Here is a 19,979-nt window from a genome sequence, read left to right as displayed (position 1 = left end):
GGTAAATAAGATATTTTAGTACTTAATATTTTCCCATTTTCCTGTATTTAGTGGCGAAGTTTTATTCAAACTCTCTACCAAATCTGTAATGGCAATACTGGGACCTCCTGAAAATATAGAAACAATTTCATCTGATTTAGCATCAAAAAATACTCGAGTTAAAAAAGCATTTGGCTTAGAAGAATTCAATTTATTCAACTCAACTAAAGCGTTTTTAATTTTTTCTTTTGAACTTTTTAAATCTTTAGTCATCGTATCTAAACCAGTATGATAATCTGTTATTGTGGTGCGAATCACTGAAAAAGTAGGAGACAACAAATCATTAATTAAGAAATAACGATTTTGAAAACCATCCGATTGGCTCCATCCTTTATAACCACCTTGTTGGGCATTATTAGCTATATTTTGTGCCATTGTAAGGTGTACATCACCTGATTTTGCAACAAAAGATTCTGCATCTAATCCTAAAATCACATAAGCATAAAAAGAAACAACTGAAACTAAATTTGATTCAAAACCATTTGGATTGAAAATCAAATTTTCAAATTCGGTATATCTAAAATTAAAATCTTTATCGTTAAAATTTAGAATTGGTGAGGAATAAGAGGAATTATAAATAGGTCTTGATGATTGCACTTGAATTGTCGCTACAAATTGATCAGAATTATTAGAAGTAATATTAATATACATCGAACAATTGATCTTTTCATTTTGCTTTAAGGCTTTACCAGTCCAATCTGTCTTATTGACAAACTCTGTCAAGGATGTTTGTAAACTTTTGTATACTGATTGATTAGTATTGGCCACTCGCTCAGAATTGACAGTAATCGTACAATTTAACTGCTGGGCTTCAATGTTTGTAAAAAATAGTAATGCAATAAAAAGAATCCATTTATTCATGAAAATAGGCTTTTACTTTATTTAAAATATCATCAGCAACCGCTTCTTTGGATTTTAACTCCATAGGTTCAATATTGAAATTTTTATCAATAAAAGTTACCTTATTTGTTGCTTTTTTAAATCCTGCTCCCTTGTCTTGTAAAGAATTGAGAACTATCAAATCTAAGTTTTTTTTCTGGATTTTCAACTTTGCATTTTCAATTTCATTCTCTGTTTCTAATGCAAAACCAATTAAGAACTGATTTTTCTTTATTTCACCCAAAGACAATAGAATGTCTTTAGTCTTCTCCATCTCAATAACAAAATTGCCAGCTGCTTTCTTAATTTTTTGAGAAGCTACAAATTTTGGTCTATAATCAGCAACTGCGGCAGCAGCAATGGCAACATCTACCTCATTAAAATGAGCATGACAAGCCTCATACATCTCTTGAGCCGAAACTACAGGAATCAGTTTAATTAACGAATGGTGGATCTTGTAATGTGTAGGTCCAGAAACAAGAATTACTTTTGCTCCCAAATTTGCTGCGCTATGAGCAATATCAAATCCCATTTTCCCAGAAGAATGGTTCCCAATAAAACGAACTGGGTCAATAGCTTCATAGGTAGGACCGGCGGTAATTAGAATTTTCTTCCCTTTTAGGGGCAATTGACTTTCTAAATCGGCTTCAATAAATGAAATGATATTTTCTGGTTCAGCCATACGTCCTTCACCAGAAAGACCGCTAGCTAGTTCGCCTGATTCGGCAGGAATAATGGTATTTCCAAACTTTTGTAAAGCAGAGAAGCTCGCAATCGTAGAAGGGTGCTTGTACATATCCAAATCCATTGCAGGAGCAACATACACAGGGCATTTAGCCGATAAATAAGTTGCTATGAGGAGATTGTCACAATTTCCATTTGTCATTTTTGACAAAGTATTTGCAGTGGCAGGTGCAACAAGCATTAAATCAGCCCAAAGTCCTAACTCTACATGATTATTCCATTCCGCTTCTTGATCATCCTCATTATAAAAACTAGAATAAACAGGGTTTTTAGAAAGTGTAGACAAGGTTAATGGGGTAACAAAATCCTTAGAAGCAGGTGTCATTATCACTTGGACATGTGCACCTGCTTTTATAAAAAGTCGTACTAAAGAAGCTGTTTTATAGGCAGCAATCCCACCAGAAACTCCTAGTAAAATTTTCTTACCGTTTAAAACTGACATCTAGTATATTATTTGTTTGAATCTCTGTGGTAAATTTTACCGTCTAACCATTCTTGCACTGCTAAAGCATGAGGTTTAGGTAATTTTTCATAGAATTTTGAAACTTCGATTTGCTCTTTGTTTTCAAAAACTTCTTCAAGACTGTCATTATATGTAGCAAACTCCTCTAGTTTTTCAGTCAATTCTTTTTTGATTTCAGAATTGATTTGGTTTGCTCTTTTAGCCATAATGGTAATTGCTTCATACACATTCCCAGTAGGTTCTTCAATAACTGTTTTGTTATAAGTTATTGTATTTACTGGAGCGTTCGTCTTTTTTAAATCCATGACTTTATTTATTTAGTAAATTTTTGTAAATCTTGTTCAACTCTAGCCAACATATCATCAGCTTTATCTTTATATTTAGTATCCGGTTTAAATTTAATTAAATTCGAATATGCTTTTTTAGCTACTAATAGACGTTCTTCCATTTTATCTTGAACGCTATTAATACCTAATTTATAAGCTGAATCCAATTTGTAATACAAAGCATCTTCTTTGTAGGGTGTACCTGGATAATCATTTATAAAATTATCTAATGCTACTAAGGCTGATTTATAATCAGAAATTGTATTGTATCCTTTGGCATTTTCATAAACTTTTTTCTCAATTTTTTGAGCTAAATTTTTCACTAATTCATTAGCTTCTGCTAAATAAGAAGAATTAGGATAAGTATCAATAAAGTTTTGCAATTTCTCAATTGCTTTAAAAGTATCCGTTTGATCCAGGCTGTATACTGGAGATAATTTCGAATAACTTTTTGCGCCTAAAAATGCAGCTTCTTCCACTTTTTCACTCTTAGGATAACTAGACGTAAAGCTTTCAAATTGGTAACCCGCTAAATAAAACTGATTGGTTTTATAATACGATTGAGAAAACATATAAAACAACTTTTCTGCTTGAGGTTTTCCTCTATAAGTAGTTGCTACTTGTTCAAATAATCGAATAGCTTTTGAATACTTGCCTGCTTCATACAACTTAGTCCCCATTTCATACTTTACTGCAATATCTTCATTTTTCAATGCTTTTTGATATTCATTACAAGAAGTAAAAAGAACTATAAGAAGTAATAACGATACAATTTTTTTCATTTTATTTTTTTTTCGATTCAATTGTTAGCATCAACCTACAAAAAACAGTACCGAAGTTTCGGTGCAAATTTAGTTATTAATTTAGCCACTTCAAAATATTTCTTTCCCTAAGAAAAAGGAGTGCTTATTTATCAAATTTAGATACAAAAGTATCTATTCTTGCAGCTAAAGACTCATCAACTGGAACCAAAGGTAAACGTAGATGGTTTTCAGATATTCCTAAAGATTTAAAAACTTGTTTAATCCCTGCAGGATTACCTTGTTCAAAAATCATATCAATACATTCTGAAAGACGGTAATGCAACTCGTAAGCCTCATCAACTTTACGATTCAATCCTAAACGAACCATCTCAGAGAATGCAATTGGGAAACACTGTCCGATTACCGAAATAATCCCCACACCTCCCGCTAATATCATTGGCAAAGCCAACATATCATCACCTGAAATCATCATGAAATCTTTGGGTTTGTTTTTAATTATTTCCATGGCTTGAACAAGATCTCCTGATGCTTCTTTTAAACCAATAATATTTTTACAGTCATTAGCTAAACGCAGTACAGTTGCAGGCAACATATTGCTAGAAGTACGCCCAGGAACATTATAAATAATCACTGGCAAAGGTGATGCCTCAGCAACCATTTTATAGTGCTGATAAATCCCTTCTTGAGTAGGTTTATTATAAAAAGGAGAAACAGATAAAATGGCTTCAAATGCAGACAAATCTCTTGTTTTTAACTCCTCCACTACTTTCATAGTATCATTACCTCCAATTCCTAAAACCAATGGTAATCTTCCTTTATTAGCAGCAACAATAGTACTAATAACTAATTCTTTATCTGTAGGTGTTAAAGTAGCTGTCTCAGCTGTAGTCCCTAAAACCACTAGATACTCCACTCCTCCATCTACTGAAAAATCAACTATTTTACATAAAGCTTCCGTATCAATTGACAAATCTTCTTTAAATGGAGTAATTAATGCAGCTCCAGTTCCTATTAATGATTGCATGTTTAGGTTATATTTTATTTAATATTTTTAAGTATCGAAACAACTCGTGGACAAAAACTTTATGATTTTCGGCATTAATAGTAATCATCAAATCATTTAATCTTTTGTCTATAGAAGAGAAACCAACTTTAAAATCTGCTTTTGAATGATGTGTGACCAATAATAATAAGGCTTTTTCAACATCGTAGTAACTTATTAATAAATCAAATTCTTGATTAACAAAGTCGTTAACAGCTTCATTATTTATTTCAGCTTTCCAGTTTAAATTATTAGGAGTAAAAACTGGATACTCACAATCCTTATTCTTACTGGCTCTGTTTTTATAAACTAACACCTGAATATCCTCTTTCAAAATTCCATTGGAAACAATTTGATTTATCAATTCGTTTTTATCTGAAAAATAATTTTCATCAACCAACAAACCAACTGTTTTAATTTTATTTGAATTAGGAACGGTTCTTTCAGCGAGTAAATTATTTTTCACTCTTTTTTTTACCAAAAAACCCTTTAAATAATTCAACAGCATATTTCTTTTCTAATCCACAAAATTAATTAATTATGTCACAATTTGAGGCGCAAATCTAAAAAAGTATAATTGTGATTTGAAACTTTTTGTTATATTATTAACAATTAGACACTTATTAGCCCCTACAATTAATGGGATGTAAATATCATCAAGGATTTTGAAAAATAGCCACTACTGCACTCAGCTTCGACTGTACATATCTATAAAAACATAGAAATCAAGCTTTAAAAGAAAAATGACTCGTAAAAAAAGCACCAAAAAGGTGCTTTACATATTTATTTTATTGTTTACTTATTTTAATTGTAAACACTTTCTTTTTTAAAATGAACTGCTAAAAGATAATAGACCACAGCTCTGTATTTATTAGCATTAGAACGACCGTATTTTTCAATTACTGCATCAATGCCAGCATCTAGTTCTGGACTATCTTTCAATCCTAACTTCTTGATCAAGAAATTGTTTTTTACCGTATCCAATTCTGATTGCTGACTACCTGCTACTGTTGCCGAATCTTTATTATAAATAGATGGACCGCAACCGATCGTCACTTTAGTTAATAAGTCCATATTTGGAGTTACTCCACATTTGTCCTTTAAATCTGCTGCGTATTTTGCTATTAATTCTTCTCTTGCACTCATATTGCTAATTAAAATTTAAGTTAATAATCTCAAATATAACTAAATGATTACAAATAACCAATTAATCCTCTTATTAATAACAGCCAGAAAACCTAATAATATTCAATTTATACTAATTCTTTGAAAAATTGTAAAAGTATCTTATCATTGATTAATGTAGGCGTAAAAATCTCTAAAATAGCTGGCTTTTCATTTGACTGAAAAAACACCGGTAGACTAGCCTCTAAAGTTTCTAAATTAGTAGCTACAGTATATTCAAATCCAAACATTTTAGCCAAATGTTCCGCTGTCATTTGATGGGAAGTTTCAAAAAAAGTATTAAAAACAGGAGTTTCTTGGTGTCCTGGCAAAATCCTAAAAATACCACCTCCTGCATTATTGATGATGATAATTTTGAAATCGTTAGGGATATAACTATTCCACAAGGCATTACTGTCGTAAAAAAAACTAATATCACCTGTAATCAAGGTTGTTTGTTTTTTATGAGCTACTGCTGCACCAATTGCTGTAGAGGTACTTCCATCAATTCCGCTGGTTCCCCTATTACAAAAAACCTCTATACTAGAATCCGTTTTGATTAATTGGGCATACCGAATCGCAGAACTATTGCTAATTTGCAATTGACTACTTTTAGGTAATTGCTTGATTACCTTTTCAAAAACAACAAAATCTGAAAATGGAATTTTATTCAAATAGTCAACGGTTTTTTGATTCCTTAATAGAGCGACTTTATTCATTTTTTCAAAATAGTTACTCACGACTTTTTGCGTAAGCGGCATAAAATTTTTAAAAAAAGAATTAGGCTCTTGCTTAAAATGATGAGACAAAACTCCAAAAGTATCATAAGCCCTGATGCTATCAACATGCCAATGATGTTTAGGTTGGTACTTTCTTAAAAAAGCTTTGATACGTTTAGAGACAATCAAACCTCCAAAAGTGATTAGAATTTCGGGTTGAAAATCTTCAAATTCTTCCGAACTAAATGGTGTAATAATTGTATCAATATTGGATATAAAACTAGGGTGATGCAAATTAGAAGTCGTTTCAGTCATTACCACAACCGAGGGATCGGTTGCTAAATATTCGATTACCTCTTTATCAATCGAATCAGGATCATTTACCCCCACAAGCACTAGTTTCTTAGTAGCAGTATTCCAAATCGCAGCCTGACTTTCCAATTCGGAAATCGAAATGAGTTGTGGCGCTTTTGCGAAAGCGGAAACATTTACCTCCACCGATAAATCAGAAACGGTCTCGTATAAAGGCTCTTCAAAAGGAGCGTTGATATGCACTGGGCCTTTTTGATAAATAGCGGTATCAATCGCATCATTTATTTTCAAATCATTTTCAATTGAGGCCTCCTCTGTGAGATTTGCGTTGTAAAGTGAATGATTAGCAAATACGTTTTCTTGACGAATGGTTTGACCATCACCAATATCAATTTTAGATTGAGGTCTATCAGCCGCAATTACTAGCAGAGGAATTTGACTATAAAAAGCCTCCGAAACGGCTGGGTAATAATTCAATAATGCCGAACCAGAGGTACAAACTACAGCTACAACCTTCTTGGTTTGTTGCGCAATTCCTAAAGCAAAAAAAGCAGCACAACGCTCATCTGCTATACTATAACAAGTAAAATTAGGATTATTTACAAAACCAATTGTTAATGGCGCATTACGTGAACCTGGGGAAATAATTATTTGGGTAACCCCTTTAGCCAAACAGAGTTCAATAATACTTTGTGCTAAAGGTATTTTTGGGTATATCATTGTATTCATTTGAAGCAAACAAATATACAAAGTAGAAAGGGAAAAAGGTAAGAGTTATGAGTTAAAAAGTTAATGGTTTGTCGTTTGTGGTTGCATAATAAAAAAATTCTTAGCCAAAACCAACTTACTAAAATTAAAAGGACGTAAAAATAGAAAGTACACTATATTTGCACAACTCAAATTTGATATGGATTACACATTATTATCTTCACCTCTTCAAGGTTTTACCGATTTTAGATTTAGAAATGCCCAAAACAAACTTTTTGGCGGAATAGACACATTTTATTCTCCTTACATTCGGCTAAATGGTAAATTGGTCATTAAATCTTCGTACGAACGTGATTTGTTACCTGAAAATAATGTAGGACTTGAAGTAATTCCGCAAGTTATCACCAATGATGCGGAGGAATTTTTATTTGTTGCCAAGTACGTCAAGGAATTAGGTTATAATGAACTAAATTGGAATTTAGGTTGTCCCTATCCCATGGTAACTAAATCAGGAATGGGCTCAGGTCTGATAAGCAATACCGAAAGAATTGATGACATCTTAAACAAAGCGCATTCTGAAACTGATATTATTGTTTCGATGAAAATGCGTTTAGGATATGAAAATACTCAAGAAATTCTAGATGTGATGCCAATTTTAGAAAAATACCCACTAAAGAATATCGCTATTCATGCCCGATTGGGAAAGCAACTCTACAAAGGCGGCGTACATTTGGATGCTTTTCAAAACTGCATTGACAAATCCAAGCATAAATTATACTACAACGGTGACATTACCTCGGTTGCGAAGTTTCAAGAAATGCAAGAACGCTTCCCAACAATTGACCATTGGATGATTGGAAGGGCCTTGATTGCTGATCCTTTTTTACCAAGTATGATTAAAAATAATACGCACGAGTATCCAGAAAACAAACTAGAGGTTTTTAAAGAGTTCCATGATGTTTTATACGCAATCTACAGCGAATCCCTATCCGGACAAACTCATATTTTACTAAAAATGTATCATCTATGGGAGTATTTCTCTACTACATTTTCTAATCCACACAAAGTACTTAAGCTTATCAAAAAGGCAAAAAGTTTTAAAAATTATGATGCCGCTGTCACTGAAATTTTCAAACATGGCTAAACAACTATTAGTACGAACTAGATGTTGGTAATCATTATACTATTATCTTCTCTAAGTTTATTTTGTAAATTTCTACTAGCTCAATTAGGATTTAATTGTCTATTAAAACAAAAAATCCATTAGCATAAACTAATGGATTTTTAATTTATAATAACAACAAAACAGTTTATGAAACATCAACTGTAGTTTGTTCAGCTATAGTTTTATAAGTACCGTTAACCAATTTCTCACGAATTGCTTCAAAAGCTACTAAAGTTTCATCTATATCAGCTATTGTATGAGAAGCCGTAGGAATCATACGCAATAAGATAATTCCTTTTGGAATTACAGGATACACTACAATCGAAAGGAAAATACCGTAGTTCTCTCTCAAATCATTCACCATCACCATCGCTTCAGGAATACTTCCTTCAAGATATACAGGAGTGATACAAGTGTTGGTATCTCCAATGTTGAATCCTTTTTCTTTCAAACCATTTTGTAAGGCGTTTACATTTACCCAAAGTTTGTCTTTAATCTCTGAAGATTGACGTAACAACTCCAAACGCTTCAATGAACCAATAGTTTGAATCATTGGCAATGCTTTAGCAAACATTTGAGAACGTAAATTGTATTTTAGGTAATCAATTACATCTTTATCAGCTGCCACAAAAGCACCAATATTAGCCATTGACTTCGCAAAAGTAGAGAAATACACATCGATATCCTCTTGAACCCCTTGCTCCTCACCTGCTCCAGCTCCTGTTTTACCAAGCGTACCAAAACCATGTGCATCATCTACTAATAAACGGAAATTGTACTTTTGCTTCATCGCAACAATTTCTTTCAACTTTCCTTGTTGCCCACGCATTCCAAAAACACCTTCAGTAATAAAAAGGATTCCTCCTCCAGTTTCCTCAGCCATTTTAGTAGCACGTTGCAAGTTTTTCTCCATACTTTCCAAGTCATTGTGCTTGTAAGTAAAACGTTTCCCCATATGCAAACGCACACCATCAATAATACAAGCGTGTGAATCTACATCGTAAACTATAATATCATTTTTAGTTACCAAAGCATCAATAATAGACACCATTCCTTGGTAACCAAAGTTTAATAAATAAGCTGATTCCTTCATTACAAATTCAGCCAATTCATTTTCTAATTGCTCATGGTAAGTTGTATGACCACTCATCATACGGGCTCCCATTGGATATGCTGCACCGTACTCAATAGCTGCTTCAGTATCAGCTTTACGTACTTCAGGATGATTGGCAAGACCTAGGTAATCGTTCAAACTCCAGTTCAAAATATCTTTTCCTTGAAATTTCATTCTTGGCCCTAATTCTCCTTCTAATTTTGGAAATACAAAGTAACCCTCTGCTTGTGAAGCCCATTTTCCTAATGGTCCTTTATTGTTCTGAATTCTTTCGAATAAATCTTTTACCATAATATCTCTAGTAATAATTTTAATTTTAAGCGTTTGCAAAAATAATTATTTATAACATATAAAGGGTTGCTATTACATATTTATTTTTTTTCAGCATCCTTTTACTTTTTTTTATTAAATAAATCGTATGACTCATAAAAAAAACAAAGTGGTCCTGCTAACTCAGCCATCACAGAAAGTTTTGATTTTTTTTTTTTGAGAGCGCAACACAAAAATGCAGTCTAAATTCAATTAACCTTGCAATTGTTTCAAAAGAAGCCCAAACAAAAACAATTGGTTAATTCTACCAATGGAAATGGCTTATTTTAATCTTTTTACGTAATTTTACTTTTAAATTATCAAATTAGCAATGTCAATAACCGTAGCAATTACACCATTTACTAAAGAACAGTTACTCCCACAAGAAGAAAAACTCGAAGTAACAAAACGAAAAAGCGAGCTTTTTATTGGTGTCCCTAGCGAAACCAGTTACCAAGAGCGACGCATTTGCCTTACTCCAGATGCCGTAAACTCGCTAACCCATCACGGACATCGGGTGATGATTGAATCAGGTGCAGGAGAGAGTTCCAGTTATACCGACAAAGAATACAGTGATGCAGGTGCCGAAATCACCCATGACACCCGAAAAGTATTTGGTTGTCCTATGGTTTTAAAAGTTGGTGCTCCTACCTTAGAAGAAATCGAAATGATGAATAACAAATCGATTTTAATTTCCTCAATCCAGTTAAAAACAAAGAACAAAGCTTATTTTGAAGCTTTGAGCAAGAAAAAAATAACAGCCTTGGCATTTGAATACATCAAAGATCAAGACGGATCTTATCCAGCAGTACGTTCTTCTAGTGAAATTGCCGGAACCGCTTCCATCTTAATTGCTGCCGAACTAATGATTACCAATGATTTTGGAAAAGGATTACTTTTTGGTAATATCACCGGAGTTTCCCCTACTGATGTCGTGATCATAGGTGCAGGAACTGTAGCCGAATTTGCTGCTAAAACCGCCATCGGTTTAGGGGCTAATGTGAAAATATTTGACAACTCTATTACAAAATTAAGAAGATTACAAAACACCTTGAGCCAAAGGATTTTTACATCTACAATCCAAACCAAAGCTTTAACAAAAGCATTGCGTCGCTGTGATGTGGCTATTGGTGCTTTACGAGGAGCACAACGATGCCCTATTGTGGTGTCTGAAACTATGGTAGAACACATGAAAAAAGGTGCTGTCATCGTGGATGTAAGCATCGATACAGGAGGCTGTTTTGAAACCTCAGAAGTTACTACACATGAAAAGCCAACGTTTATCAAAAGCAATGTACTGCACTACTGCGTTCCAAATATTGCTTCTCGATACTCTAAAACAGCTTCTCTTTCTATCAGTAACATTATCACGCCTTATTTAATGCAAATTGCTGATGATGGCGGAATCGAATCAGCGATTCGTTGTGATGTAGGACTCAAAAATGGAGTTTACCTCTACCACGGTATCTTAACCAATAAAGCCATTGGAGACTGGTTTAATTTACCCAATAACGATATCAATTTAATTGTATTTTAAAGAATCTTTATTTTACCTTTGCAACAAAATAAAAATACATGAAATTTTTTCAACGTTTTGCCTACTACTTGGTAGGATTAGTGATCGGTCTTTTCTTTGTTGGTTTGGTTTTCAGCGGTAAAGACACCCGATGCAATTACTTTCCCAATGCACGTGTTTTAAACGACCTAAGGAGCAAACCTTTTAATTACTCTGAAAAAGCTTCCTCCGTTTTAGCCGAATCTTGGATTGACACCATCGATATCAAAAACACCCTTCAATTCGGAGACGTAGATTTTGACCAAAGCAACACCGAATTTGGTAAAAACACCAAATTATACGTAATCGAAGGCAAAACTACCCAAAACCAAGAAATTATTCTGAAAGTAAGCAATACAGCTGAAAGCGCTACACTCGAAGAAATCATTAAAAAATAACAATTACAGATAGGCTATCCCTTTTTCTGGGCGTGCCACCATTACAAAAATGGGCTCCTCACTTTACGGTGATGAGCCCATTTTTTGTAATGCTGTCGGGTGATACGCGCTACTTCGGTAGCCAGCTTCTCCCCCTCACGCGGCTTCCTGCTTTACAAGGACTCATTAGTTACAATTAACAAATACATGATCTCAATATAACAGTAGGCATAAAATTGTATTCTGCTCAAAAAAACACTTTTTCATTCTTTTTTATTTTAATAATTTAGTTGATACTAAAAATCGAAACCATGAACATTTCAGATGCTCACCACCATAAAATAGCAGAATTGACTTTTGCTGCTGTATATCCACATTATGTTACCAAGGTAGAAAAGAAAAACAGAACCAAAGCAGAATTACATCAAGTCATCCGATGGTTAACAGGTTTTGATGAGAAAAAAATTCAAGAATTAATAGATCTGAAAGTAAGTTTTAAAGAGTTTTTTCAAGAAGCTAGTTTAAACCCTAATGCATCTTTGATAACTGGTGTAATCTGTGGCTATCGTGTGGAAGAAATTGAGAATCCTTTGACGCAACAAATTCGTTATTTGGATAAATTGGTGGATGAATTGGCAAAAGGAAGAAAGATGGAAAAAATACTGCGTCAACCTTAGTCAACTACAACCATGCAATTTCCTCCAAACCTTTTTCTTTTAAATAGGAATTCGTTTGACTAAAATGTTTATTTCCAAACCATTTTCCTTGATTGGCACTCATAGGTGAAGGATGCCCCGATTCTAAAACCAGATGTTTGTTGCGGTCTATTTGGGCTCCTTTTTTATGTGCAAAACCACCCCATAGTAAAAAAACTACATTCTCTTTTTCTTCAGATATTTTCTGAATAACTGCATCTGTGAAAAGATTCCATTTTAAATGTTTATGACTATTTGGACTATCTTTCAGAACGGTTAAAGTCGCATTCAATAACAATACACCTTGCTGTGCCCAGTGTTTTAAATTCCCAGATGTAGGCATAAAAATCGAATCCAAATCTTCGCAAAGTTCGCGGTAAATATTTCGCAAAGATGGCGGGATTTTCACCCCATCATTCACTGAAAAACTCAAACCATTAGCCTCTCCTACTCCATGATACGGATCTTGACCAATGATTACAACCTTTACATTGGAAAAAGGACAATTTGCAAAAGCTGAAAAAATCAAATCTTGTGGTGGAAAGCATATGTTTTCTTTGTATTCTTTAGCAACCGCCAATTCCAATTCTTTAAAATAAGGTTTTTGGATTTCGTCTTCTAAAATCTTTTGCCAGTCTGAGGGAAGTGTTAATTGCATATTCTGAAAATTATTTCACAAAGATACTCAGAGAATACTCTAAGATTTTCAAAGGTTAAAAATTATCTCTTTTAATCTTTGTGAAAACTTCGTGAATGGCTATGCAATAGTCTTTACGATTAACTATTTTTGCATAAAAGAATCTTATATAAAATAATGATATCCATTACCGAAAAAACTTTACAAGACTTACAATTTCCAACTGTTCTCGAAACCATTTCGGAAATTTGTAATACAGATATTGGAAAACAAAAAGCCTTAGAAATCACCCCTTTTAGAGATAAAGAAACTTTGATGAGCGCCTTGTTGCAAACCTCTGAGTATGTCTCTTCTTTTCAAAATAACAATGCCATCCCTAACCATGGTTTTGACGCTATTAGTCACGAAATTAAGTTTTTGGCTATTGAAGATAGCTTTCTTGAAGTAGGTAGTTTTAGAAAAATTGCCAACTTGTCCTCTACTGTTAATTTTCTGTTGAATTTTCTTCGAAAATTTGACGACTATTACCCAAATATTAACAAAAGAGCATCGGAAGTTGAACTAACCAAGGAAATTATCACACAAATTGATGCTGTAGTAGATAAGTACGGTGAAATTAAAGACAATGCTTCTCCGGCTTTGGTGGAAATTCGAAGAAGTATGAATCTTGTTCGTGGCAAAGTAAATCAGAGTTTTGGAGTAGCCTTAACACAATACAACGGTTTAGGATATTTGGATGATATTAAAGAAAGTATTGTTCAAAATCGACGCGTTTTAGCGGTCTTAGCAATGTATCGACGTAAAGTACGTGGAACGATTTTAGGTAGTTCCAAAACAGGTAGTATTGCCTATATAGAACCTGAAGCTACCTTGCGTTATTCCCGTGAATTGAGTAATTTAGAATACGAAGAAAAGGAAGAAATCACTCGAATTTTAAAGAATTTATCCAATGGAATTCGCCCCTTTTTACCTTTGCTAAAACAATACCAAGACTTTCTAAGCGATGTAGATGTTATTGCTGCCAAGGCTAAATATGCGGACAGAATTAACGGTATTTTACCAACCATTAGCGATGAAAGAAGATTGTATTTTAGAGAAGCCTATCATCCTATTTTGTATTTGAACAACAAGCAAAAAAAGGAAATCACCTACCCCCAAACCATTGAACTTCATCAAGAAAATCGTATTATTGTTATTTCAGGCCCAAATGCGGGAGGAAAAACTATTTCCCTGAAAACAGTCGGTTTATTGCAATTGATGCTACAATCAGGTATGTTAATTCCGGTTCATGAGCGCTCTGAAACTTTTCTATTTGATAGAATTTTGACAGATATCGGAGATAATCAATCTATTGAAAATCACCTAAGTACATATAGTTACCGATTAAAAAACATGAACTACTTTTTAAAGAAGTGTAATCACAAAACCATGTTTTTGATTGATGAGTTTGGGACAGGTTCTGATCCTGAATTAGGAGGTGCCTTGGCCGAAATATTCTTAGAGGAATTTTACCATCGAGAAGCTTTTGGAATTATTACTACTCACTACTCCAACTTGAAAATATTGGCCAACGAATTGCCTTATGCTACTAATGCCAATATGCTTTTTGACGAAAAATCATTAGAGCCCATGTATAAGTTGGTTTTAGGACAAGCAGGAAGTTCCTTCACTTTTGAAGTCGCTTTAAAAAACGGAATTCCGTTTAGTTTAATCAATCGTGCCAAAAAGAAAATTGAAGTAGGGAAAGTGCGTTTTGATAAAACAATTGCAACGCTTCAAAAAGAACGTTCTAAACTCGAAAAAACGTCTCAAACACTGAAAGAGGAAGAAAGCAAAGCGCGTGAAGAAGGAAAAAAAATGGAGACAATCAATGTCAAAATCAAACAAAAATTAGAAAGCTATCAAGAGCTTTTTGACAGCAATCAAAAAACGATTTACATTGGTCAGAAAATTGAAGATATAGCCGAGAAGTATTTCAATAATAAAAATAAAAAAAACTTAATTGGGGAGTTTTTGAAAATCATTGAAATTGAAAATTCCAAACGCAAAAAAGCGACTCCAAAAGAAGCAAAAGAAAAAATCGCCAAGAAAAAAGAAGTCATCAAAGAAGTGGAAGTTCAGGTAGAGGAAATCCGAAAAGAGAAAAAAGAAAAGAAACTCAAACCTGTAATTCTAAAACCTAAACACATTTTAAAATTAGGTGATCGAGTACGTATGATTGACGGCAAAGCCGTGGGAAGCATTGACAGCATTGAAAAAAACAAAGCCACAGTGAATTACGGGATGTTTACTTCTAAGGTGAATTTAGATGAATTAGAGTTGGTGGAAGCTGTTAAGAAAAAGTAGAAAATGGTTAATTGTTTAATCGGTTAGTTGATTAGTTGTTATTAAAAGTTTACATGATTGATTTTTTAAAATACAATTCATCTTCTAACCAGTTGTCACACTGAGCTTGTTGAGGTGCTTTTTTATAAAATTAACGATTGAAAACGATTGAAGATTAATGAATAACAATTAAAAAGTTGACCAAATTAAACAAATAACCAAATACCCCCTTAACCATAAACAACAAACCCTTAAGATGTTAAACCTTCCACAAGACAAAAAAATAATTCTTTTTGATGGCGTTTGCAATCTTTGTAATTCGGCGGTGAATTATGTGATTGCACATGATAAGAAAGACGTTTTTCGTTTTGTAGCGATTCAATCTGACTTGGGGCAAAAAATCATTAATCACATCGGTGTAGATACAACCAAGACCGATAGTATCATTCTTTATATTCCTCAAAAGGCCTATTATTACAAATCGCAAGCAGCACTGAAAATTGCCTGTGATTTGAGTGATTTTTTACCTTTATTGGCTCTTTTTCAAATTATTCCCACTTCAATTAGCAATTGGGTTTACGATTATGTGGCAAAAAACCGTTATCGTTGGTACGGAAAAAAAGAAAGTTGCATGATTCCGACACCAGAGTTAAAATCTAAATTTCTAGCATAACCAAGAAAATCACTCTGTAAAATAAATTTTTATCTGTATTAAAAACGTTCCTCCAAAAGGTTGTAAAAACCGATATCGAAAAATATTCGTATATAATATGTCAGGTTTACTCAGGACAAACGACTATTAAAAAACGTTTAACTAAATATTACAGTCATGAAAACGAGGAACAAACTAATACTTTTTCTGCTTTTTATAGGATTTACATCTTGTATTCAAGAAGATATTGTCAATGACGAAATTGAAGAAACTATCAGAATTAACAATTCTTTTTCGAGTTTTGTTGTGGGTAATGAGGCAACTTTAGATGCCTTTTTCTTCGATAATTTGGGAATAAAACAAGAAGTAACTTTTGATTTGGCTACTAACAATTCTTCAGTTATTGAAGTAGATAATAACACCAAAAAAATTATTGCCAAATCCAAAGGAACAGCAACCATTACCATTTCAACAACCTATCAAGGAAAATTAGTTGAAAACAGTACAGCTATTACAGTAATTGAATCAGGAGATACTCCAACAAACAATGTAAAAGTAGGTACCATCATGAAAACCAGTTCTTATGTTTCTGCAGGTGATTTTGAAATTACGGAAATCAGCGGTGGTATCCGAATAACATTTGCTAGTAATTATATGGCGGATTCTAGTTTACCAGGTTATGCCATGTATTTAAGTAACAATCCAAACACACTCGAAGGCGCTCGAATAATAGATGCTCAAGGTGATGCTGATGGAGTAATTTACAAAGGAGCCTTTACTCTTGATGTAATGGGTGTTGGGATCAATGATTTTGGTTATTTGACACATTGGTGTGTACCTTTCAAAATCAAAGTTGGTGAAGCAGTAATTAAAAACAAATAATGATGAAGTCTACAACCACTATTTTTATTTTATTTTTTATCGTACAGCTTTCCTTTGGACAATGGAATAAAGGAAAGGGAAATGCCTATTACAAACTAGCAACCAGTTTGTTAGTGGCTGATGAACATTTCACCTCTGCCAAGGAGAAAGATCCCAATATTACCAGAGGAAACTTCATCGTGAGTGCTTATGGAGAATACGGTCTGGCTACTAAATGGGATGTTTTGGCGTATATACCGCTATTGACCAGAGTTTATCAAAACAAACAAATTTCAGCTACAACAGGATATCAAATCGCAAAGGGAGAAAGTGTAAATACTATTGGAGATATTGATTTAGGTGTTCGCTACGGCTTGATTAAAAATGACCAAATAGCACTTTCGACAACCCTAAAACTAGGATTACCCACAGGTAAAAAACAGGGTGGCTCTGACGGTAGTTTACAAACAGGAGATGGCGAATTTAATCAGTTGGTTCAATTGGACTTAGGAATTCCTTTTAAAATCAACAGCCTTAACCTATACAGTAAAATATATTCTGGATTTAACAATCGTACCAAGGGGTTTTCTGATGAATTTCATTTTGGTGCCGAAATAGGAACAACCATTGCTAATAAACTTTTTGTAGCCACCAAGTTCAATAATGTTCGCTCTTTTAATAATGGAACTTTAAACAATCAAACTGGTCAGGGAATTTTTGCTAATAATGTAGAATTTACCAATCTAGGAGGAGAACTAGGTTATTATATTTCAAATAAATTTGGTGTATTATTAAACTATACCGCTATTCTGACTGGTAAAATCACCTATGCAGCTCCAACCTATACTGCGGGAGTTTTTTGGGATATTCAATAAAAACAAACGAAACTTAAATAGGCTTTCAATCATCAACAAATAAAAAAAAGGATATCTAGTGATTAAGATATCCTTTTCTATTTTAAAACAATTAGAAATATTAACCTCTAATTAGTTTTTTGTATTTCAATCGTTTCGGAGTTAAATCACCACCTAAACGTTTTTTCTTGTTTTCCTCATACTCAGAGAAACCACCTTCAAAGTAGTACACTTCAGAATCTCCTTCAAACGCTAAGATGTGGGTACAAATACGGTCCAAGAACCATCTATCGTGTGAAATTACTACTGCACAACCAGCGAATTTCTCCAAACCTTCTTCCAAAGCACGTAATGTATTAACGTCCAAATCATTCGTTGGCTCATCTAGTAACAAAACGTTTCCTTCTTCCTTTAATGTCATCGCAAGGTGTAAACGGTTACGTTCTCCACCTGAAAGAGTAGCTACTTTTTTGTTTTGGTCACTACCTCCAAAGTTGAAACGGCTCAAATAAGCACGTGAATTTACTTGACGGCCACCCATCATAATCAATTCTTGACCATCAGAGAAATTTTCCCAAATTGATTTATTAGGATCAATATTCGAGTGAGACTGATCTACATAAGCAATTTTTACGGTGTCCCCTACTATAAATTCTCCCTTATCAGTTTCTTGTTCCCCCATAATCATTTTGAAAATAGTAGATTTACCAGCACCGTTTGGCCCGATAATTCCAACAATTCCAGCCTGAGGCAAAGTGAAGTTCAAATTGTCGTATAGTAATTTATCTCCAAATGCTTTAGAAACTCCTTTGGCTTCAATTACATTTGTGCCTAAACGAGGCCCGTTCGGGATGTAAATCTCTAATTTTTCGTCTAGTTCTTTTTGATCTTCGTTCAATAATTTATCGTAGTTCTGCAAACGTGCCTTTTGTTTGGTTTGACGACCTTTAGCACCTTGACGAACCCATTCCAACTCGCGTTCTAAGTTCTTTCTGCGTTTGGAAGCTACTTTTTCTTCTAATGCCATACGGCTTGACTTTTGATCCAACCAAGAAGAATAATTCCCTTTCCATGGAATACCTTCTCCTCTATCCAATTCCAAAATCCAACCCGCAACATTATCCAAGAAGTAACGGTCGTGTGTTACTGCAATTACGGTTCCTGCGTATTGAGCTAAATGCTGCTCCAACCATAATACAGACTCTGCATCCAAGTGGTTGGTAGGCTCATCCAATAATAATACGTCTGGTTGTTTCAATAACAAACGACACAAAGCTACACGACGGCGCTCTCCACCTGAAAGGTTTTTGATAGGTGTGTCACCATCTGGAGTACGCAAAGCATCCATTGCAATCTCTAATTTGGTATCGATTTCCCAAGCTCCCAAAGCATCAATTTTGTCTTGTAAAGCTGCTTGACGATCCATTAATTTATCCATTTTATCTGGATCAGAATAGTTTTCTTCAAGTCCAAACAAATCATTGATTTGGTTGTACTCTTCTAAAACCTGCATCGTTTCAGCTACCCCTTCACGAACAATTTCGATTACCGTTTTACTATCGTCTAATTCTGGTTCTTGCTCTAAATATCCAACAGTATAACCTGGAGCAAAAACGACATCCCCTTGATAGTTTTTATCAACACCTGCAATAATCTTCAATAAAGAAGATTTACCAGATCCGTTTAAACCAAGAATACCAATTTTAGCACCGTAGAAAAAACTCAAATAAATATTTTTTAGAACAGGTTTATCCGCTCCTTGATAGGTCTTACTCAATTTTGACATTGAGAAAATTACTTTCTTATCGTCTGACATATGTTTGTTTATTATTTTTAGTTTATTGTTTGTGGTTTATTGTTTATGGTTCGCTATGGATTACTTAAACTTAAGTCCTTTAATATCACAATTTCTTAAATAATTCATCATTGCTCCAATTTTATTTTTTTCTATTTCGGTCATTTCATTTAATTCCAAATGTTGCTCTTCTGAAATTAGTTTCTTATCAAAAGCTCGGTAAGATTGAGATTTTACTTCTCCAACCGAACCTTTGGCAACACTTAAAAATTGTATAAATTCCTTATTTCCGTTTCGTTCAAAACCTTCTGCAATATTATCCATCACAGACCCCGAACTTCTGTCAATTTGATCTTTTAGAGAATAATTTGTTTTTAAATTTGTTGTCTGAATCAATAATTCAACATACTGACATATCTCTCTTGCTTTTTGCCAAATTTCTAAATCTTCAAATTTATTTATTTTCGCCATAACAATAAA

Annotated in this window: 20 protein-coding genes; 8 read left to right on the top strand and 12 right to left on the bottom strand. The window is 33.7% G+C overall.

From position 1 onward, the window contains the following. Positions 1 to 15: 15 nt before the first annotated feature. The 8 genes from ACNH59_RS12570 to menD all read right to left on the bottom strand — a co-directional run bounded on the left by ACNH59_RS12570 (position 16) and on the right by menD (position 7,172). Positions 16 to 900 (bottom strand): DUF4835 family protein, encoded by an 885-nt coding sequence (locus ACNH59_RS12570; protein ID WP_418262875.1) that lies wholly within the window; start codon positions 898 to 900, stop codon positions 16 to 18. Next, complete coding sequence (coaBC, locus tag ACNH59_RS12565; RefSeq protein WP_418262874.1) at positions 893 to 2,104, bottom strand: bifunctional phosphopantothenoylcysteine decarboxylase/phosphopantothenate--cysteine ligase CoaBC; 1,212 nt, start codon at positions 2,102 to 2,104, stop codon at positions 893 to 895. The genes ACNH59_RS12570 and coaBC overlap by 8 nt, the downstream gene beginning before the upstream one ends. A gap of 8 nt (positions 2,105 to 2,112) precedes the next feature. Next, positions 2,113 to 2,430, bottom strand: coding sequence for a DNA-directed RNA polymerase subunit omega (locus ACNH59_RS12560; RefSeq protein ID WP_026709525.1), 318 nt, complete (start codon positions 2,428 to 2,430; stop codon positions 2,113 to 2,115). Positions 2,431 to 2,438: 8 nt separating this feature from the next. Continuing rightward, positions 2,439 to 3,233, bottom strand: a complete 795-nt coding sequence (locus tag ACNH59_RS12555; protein WP_418262873.1) for an outer membrane protein assembly factor BamD — start codon at positions 3,231 to 3,233, stop codon at positions 2,439 to 2,441. Between the two features lie 124 nt (positions 3,234 to 3,357). Continuing rightward, positions 3,358 to 4,239 (bottom strand): 4-hydroxy-tetrahydrodipicolinate synthase, encoded by an 882-nt coding sequence (gene dapA / locus ACNH59_RS12550; protein WP_418262872.1) that lies wholly within the window; start codon positions 4,237 to 4,239, stop codon positions 3,358 to 3,360. A gap of 7 nt (positions 4,240 to 4,246) precedes the next feature. Next, positions 4,247 to 4,765, bottom strand: a complete 519-nt coding sequence (locus ACNH59_RS12545; RefSeq protein ID WP_418262871.1) for a DUF6913 domain-containing protein — start codon at positions 4,763 to 4,765, stop codon at positions 4,247 to 4,249. A 296-nt stretch (positions 4,766 to 5,061) separates the two neighbouring features. Then, positions 5,062 to 5,403 carry a DUF2853 family protein gene (locus ACNH59_RS12540; protein ID WP_418262870.1) on the bottom strand — a complete coding sequence of 114 codons (342 nt, stop codon included), beginning with the start codon at positions 5,401 to 5,403 and terminating at the stop codon, positions 5,062 to 5,064. Between the two features lie 107 nt (positions 5,404 to 5,510). Next, complete coding sequence (gene menD / locus ACNH59_RS12535; RefSeq protein ID WP_418264898.1) at positions 5,511 to 7,172, bottom strand: 2-succinyl-5-enolpyruvyl-6-hydroxy-3-cyclohexene-1-carboxylic-acid synthase; 1,662 nt, start codon at positions 7,170 to 7,172, stop codon at positions 5,511 to 5,513. Positions 7,173 to 7,359: 187 nt separating this feature from the next. Between menD and ACNH59_RS12530 the strand changes: the two genes are divergently transcribed. Beyond that, on the top strand, positions 7,360 to 8,304 hold the full coding sequence (locus ACNH59_RS12530) for a tRNA dihydrouridine synthase (protein ID WP_418262869.1): 945 nt from the start codon (positions 7,360 to 7,362) through the stop codon (positions 8,302 to 8,304). A 166-nt stretch (positions 8,305 to 8,470) separates the two neighbouring features. Here the strand turns inward: ACNH59_RS12530 and ACNH59_RS12525 are convergent, their stop codons facing one another. Further along, entirely contained in the window at positions 8,471 to 9,730 is a 1,260-nt protein-coding gene (locus ACNH59_RS12525; protein ID WP_418264897.1) for an aminotransferase class I/II-fold pyridoxal phosphate-dependent enzyme, read from the bottom strand. 349 nt (positions 9,731 to 10,079) lie between these two features. On the opposite strand from ACNH59_RS12525, the gene ACNH59_RS12520 reads away from it, so the two are divergent. From ACNH59_RS12520 to ACNH59_RS12510, 3 genes are all read left to right on the top strand, one after another. Next, complete coding sequence (locus ACNH59_RS12520) at positions 10,080 to 11,285, top strand: alanine dehydrogenase (RefSeq protein WP_418262868.1); 1,206 nt, start codon at positions 10,080 to 10,082, stop codon at positions 11,283 to 11,285. Positions 11,286 to 11,323: 38 nt separating this feature from the next. Continuing rightward, entirely contained in the window at positions 11,324 to 11,701 is a 378-nt protein-coding gene (locus ACNH59_RS12515) for a DUF4258 domain-containing protein (protein ID WP_418262867.1), read from the top strand. Positions 11,702 to 11,991: 290 nt separating this feature from the next. Then, the gene (locus ACNH59_RS12510; RefSeq protein ID WP_418262866.1) at positions 11,992 to 12,357 is read left to right on the top strand and encodes a DUF2200 domain-containing protein; all 366 of its coding nucleotides are present in this window, start codon (positions 11,992 to 11,994) and stop codon (positions 12,355 to 12,357) included. A gap of 4 nt (positions 12,358 to 12,361) precedes the next feature. Here ACNH59_RS12510 and ung read toward each other — a convergent pair whose 3' ends face one another. Next, positions 12,362 to 13,033: a uracil-DNA glycosylase gene (ung, locus tag ACNH59_RS12505; protein ID WP_418262865.1), complete on the bottom strand. Its 672-nt coding sequence runs from the start codon at positions 13,031 to 13,033 to the stop codon at positions 12,362 to 12,364. Positions 13,034 to 13,189: 156 nt separating this feature from the next. On the opposite strand from ung, the gene ACNH59_RS12500 reads away from it, so the two are divergent. The 4 genes from ACNH59_RS12500 (at position 13,190) to ACNH59_RS12485 (ending at position 17,725) form a co-directional block, all read left to right on the top strand. Next, the gene (locus ACNH59_RS12500) at positions 13,190 to 15,358 is read left to right on the top strand and encodes an endonuclease MutS2 (RefSeq protein WP_418262864.1); all 2,169 of its coding nucleotides are present in this window, start codon (positions 13,190 to 13,192) and stop codon (positions 15,356 to 15,358) included. Positions 15,359 to 15,593: 235 nt separating this feature from the next. Further along, positions 15,594 to 16,010 (top strand): thiol-disulfide oxidoreductase DCC family protein, encoded by a 417-nt coding sequence (locus ACNH59_RS12495; RefSeq protein ID WP_418262863.1) that lies wholly within the window; start codon positions 15,594 to 15,596, stop codon positions 16,008 to 16,010. Positions 16,011 to 16,166: 156 nt separating this feature from the next. Next, the gene (locus ACNH59_RS12490; protein WP_418262862.1) at positions 16,167 to 16,871 is read left to right on the top strand and encodes a hypothetical protein; all 705 of its coding nucleotides are present in this window, start codon (positions 16,167 to 16,169) and stop codon (positions 16,869 to 16,871) included. After that, positions 16,871 to 17,725, top strand: coding sequence for a hypothetical protein (locus ACNH59_RS12485; protein ID WP_418262861.1), 855 nt, complete (start codon positions 16,871 to 16,873; stop codon positions 17,723 to 17,725). The genes ACNH59_RS12490 and ACNH59_RS12485 overlap by 1 nt, the downstream gene beginning before the upstream one ends. Before the next feature lie 100 nt (positions 17,726 to 17,825). Here the strand turns inward: ACNH59_RS12485 and ettA are convergent, their stop codons facing one another. Together ettA and ACNH59_RS12475 are read right to left on the bottom strand one after the other, a co-directional pair. Further along, complete coding sequence (gene ettA / locus ACNH59_RS12480; RefSeq protein ID WP_418262860.1) at positions 17,826 to 19,520, bottom strand: energy-dependent translational throttle protein EttA; 1,695 nt, start codon at positions 19,518 to 19,520, stop codon at positions 17,826 to 17,828. Positions 19,521 to 19,580: 60 nt separating this feature from the next. Next, the gene (locus tag ACNH59_RS12475) at positions 19,581 to 19,970 is read right to left on the bottom strand and encodes a four helix bundle protein (RefSeq protein ID WP_418262859.1); all 390 of its coding nucleotides are present in this window, start codon (positions 19,968 to 19,970) and stop codon (positions 19,581 to 19,583) included. Positions 19,971 to 19,979: the final 9 nt, after the last annotated feature.

It is taken from the genome of Flavobacterium faecale (assembly GCF_048320115.1).
Taxonomy (GTDB): Bacteria; Bacteroidota; Bacteroidia; order Flavobacteriales; family Flavobacteriaceae; genus Flavobacterium; species Flavobacterium faecale_A.
The sequence above is the reverse complement of the archived record's forward strand: the minus strand, read 5'-3'. Positions and strand labels throughout refer to the sequence as shown.

What these genes read in the sequence shown, in the direction of transcription:
- ung (WP_418262865.1), bottom strand. Translation starts at nt 13,033, where the DNA reads ATGCAATTAACACTTCCCTCAGACTGGCAAAAGATTTTAGAAGACGAA.
- ACNH59_RS12490 (WP_418262862.1), top strand. Translation starts at nt 16,167, where the DNA reads ATGAAAACGAGGAACAAACTAATACTTTTTCTGCTTTTTATAGGATTT.
- ACNH59_RS12500 (WP_418262864.1), top strand. Translation starts at nt 13,190, where the DNA reads ATGATATCCATTACCGAAAAAACTTTACAAGACTTACAATTTCCAACT.
- ettA (WP_418262860.1), bottom strand. Translation starts at nt 19,520, where the DNA reads ATGTCAGACGATAAGAAAGTAATTTTCTCAATGTCAAAATTGAGTAAG.
- ACNH59_RS12510 (WP_418262866.1), top strand. Translation starts at nt 11,992, where the DNA reads ATGAACATTTCAGATGCTCACCACCATAAAATAGCAGAATTGACTTTT.
- ACNH59_RS12495 (WP_418262863.1), top strand. Translation starts at nt 15,594, where the DNA reads ATGTTAAACCTTCCACAAGACAAAAAAATAATTCTTTTTGATGGCGTT.
- ACNH59_RS12475 (WP_418262859.1), bottom strand. Translation starts at nt 19,970, where the DNA reads ATGGCGAAAATAAATAAATTTGAAGATTTAGAAATTTGGCAAAAAGCA.
- dapA (WP_418262872.1), bottom strand. Translation starts at nt 4,239, where the DNA reads ATGCAATCATTAATAGGAACTGGAGCTGCATTAATTACTCCATTTAAA.
- ACNH59_RS12560 (WP_026709525.1), bottom strand. Translation starts at nt 2,430, where the DNA reads ATGGATTTAAAAAAGACGAACGCTCCAGTAAATACAATAACTTATAAC.
- coaBC (WP_418262874.1), bottom strand. Translation starts at nt 2,104, where the DNA reads ATGTCAGTTTTAAACGGTAAGAAAATTTTACTAGGAGTTTCTGGTGGG.
- ACNH59_RS12570 (WP_418262875.1), bottom strand. Translation starts at nt 900, where the DNA reads ATGAATAAATGGATTCTTTTTATTGCATTACTATTTTTTACAAACATT.
- ACNH59_RS12540 (WP_418262870.1), bottom strand. Translation starts at nt 5,403, where the DNA reads ATGAGTGCAAGAGAAGAATTAATAGCAAAATACGCAGCAGATTTAAAG.
- ACNH59_RS12545 (WP_418262871.1), bottom strand. Translation starts at nt 4,765, where the DNA reads ATGCTGTTGAATTATTTAAAGGGTTTTTTGGTAAAAAAAAGAGTGAAA.
- ACNH59_RS12515 (WP_418262867.1), top strand. Translation starts at nt 11,324, where the DNA reads ATGAAATTTTTTCAACGTTTTGCCTACTACTTGGTAGGATTAGTGATC.
- ACNH59_RS12530 (WP_418262869.1), top strand. Translation starts at nt 7,360, where the DNA reads ATGGATTACACATTATTATCTTCACCTCTTCAAGGTTTTACCGATTTT.
- menD (WP_418264898.1), bottom strand. Translation starts at nt 7,172, where the DNA reads ATGATATACCCAAAAATACCTTTAGCACAAAGTATTATTGAACTCTGT.
- ACNH59_RS12525 (WP_418264897.1), bottom strand. Translation starts at nt 9,730, where the DNA reads ATGGTAAAAGATTTATTCGAAAGAATTCAGAACAATAAAGGACCATTA.
- ACNH59_RS12555 (WP_418262873.1), bottom strand. Translation starts at nt 3,233, where the DNA reads ATGAAAAAAATTGTATCGTTATTACTTCTTATAGTTCTTTTTACTTCT.
- ACNH59_RS12485 (WP_418262861.1), top strand. Translation starts at nt 16,871, where the DNA reads ATGATGAAGTCTACAACCACTATTTTTATTTTATTTTTTATCGTACAG.
- ACNH59_RS12520 (WP_418262868.1), top strand. Translation starts at nt 10,080, where the DNA reads ATGTCAATAACCGTAGCAATTACACCATTTACTAAAGAACAGTTACTC.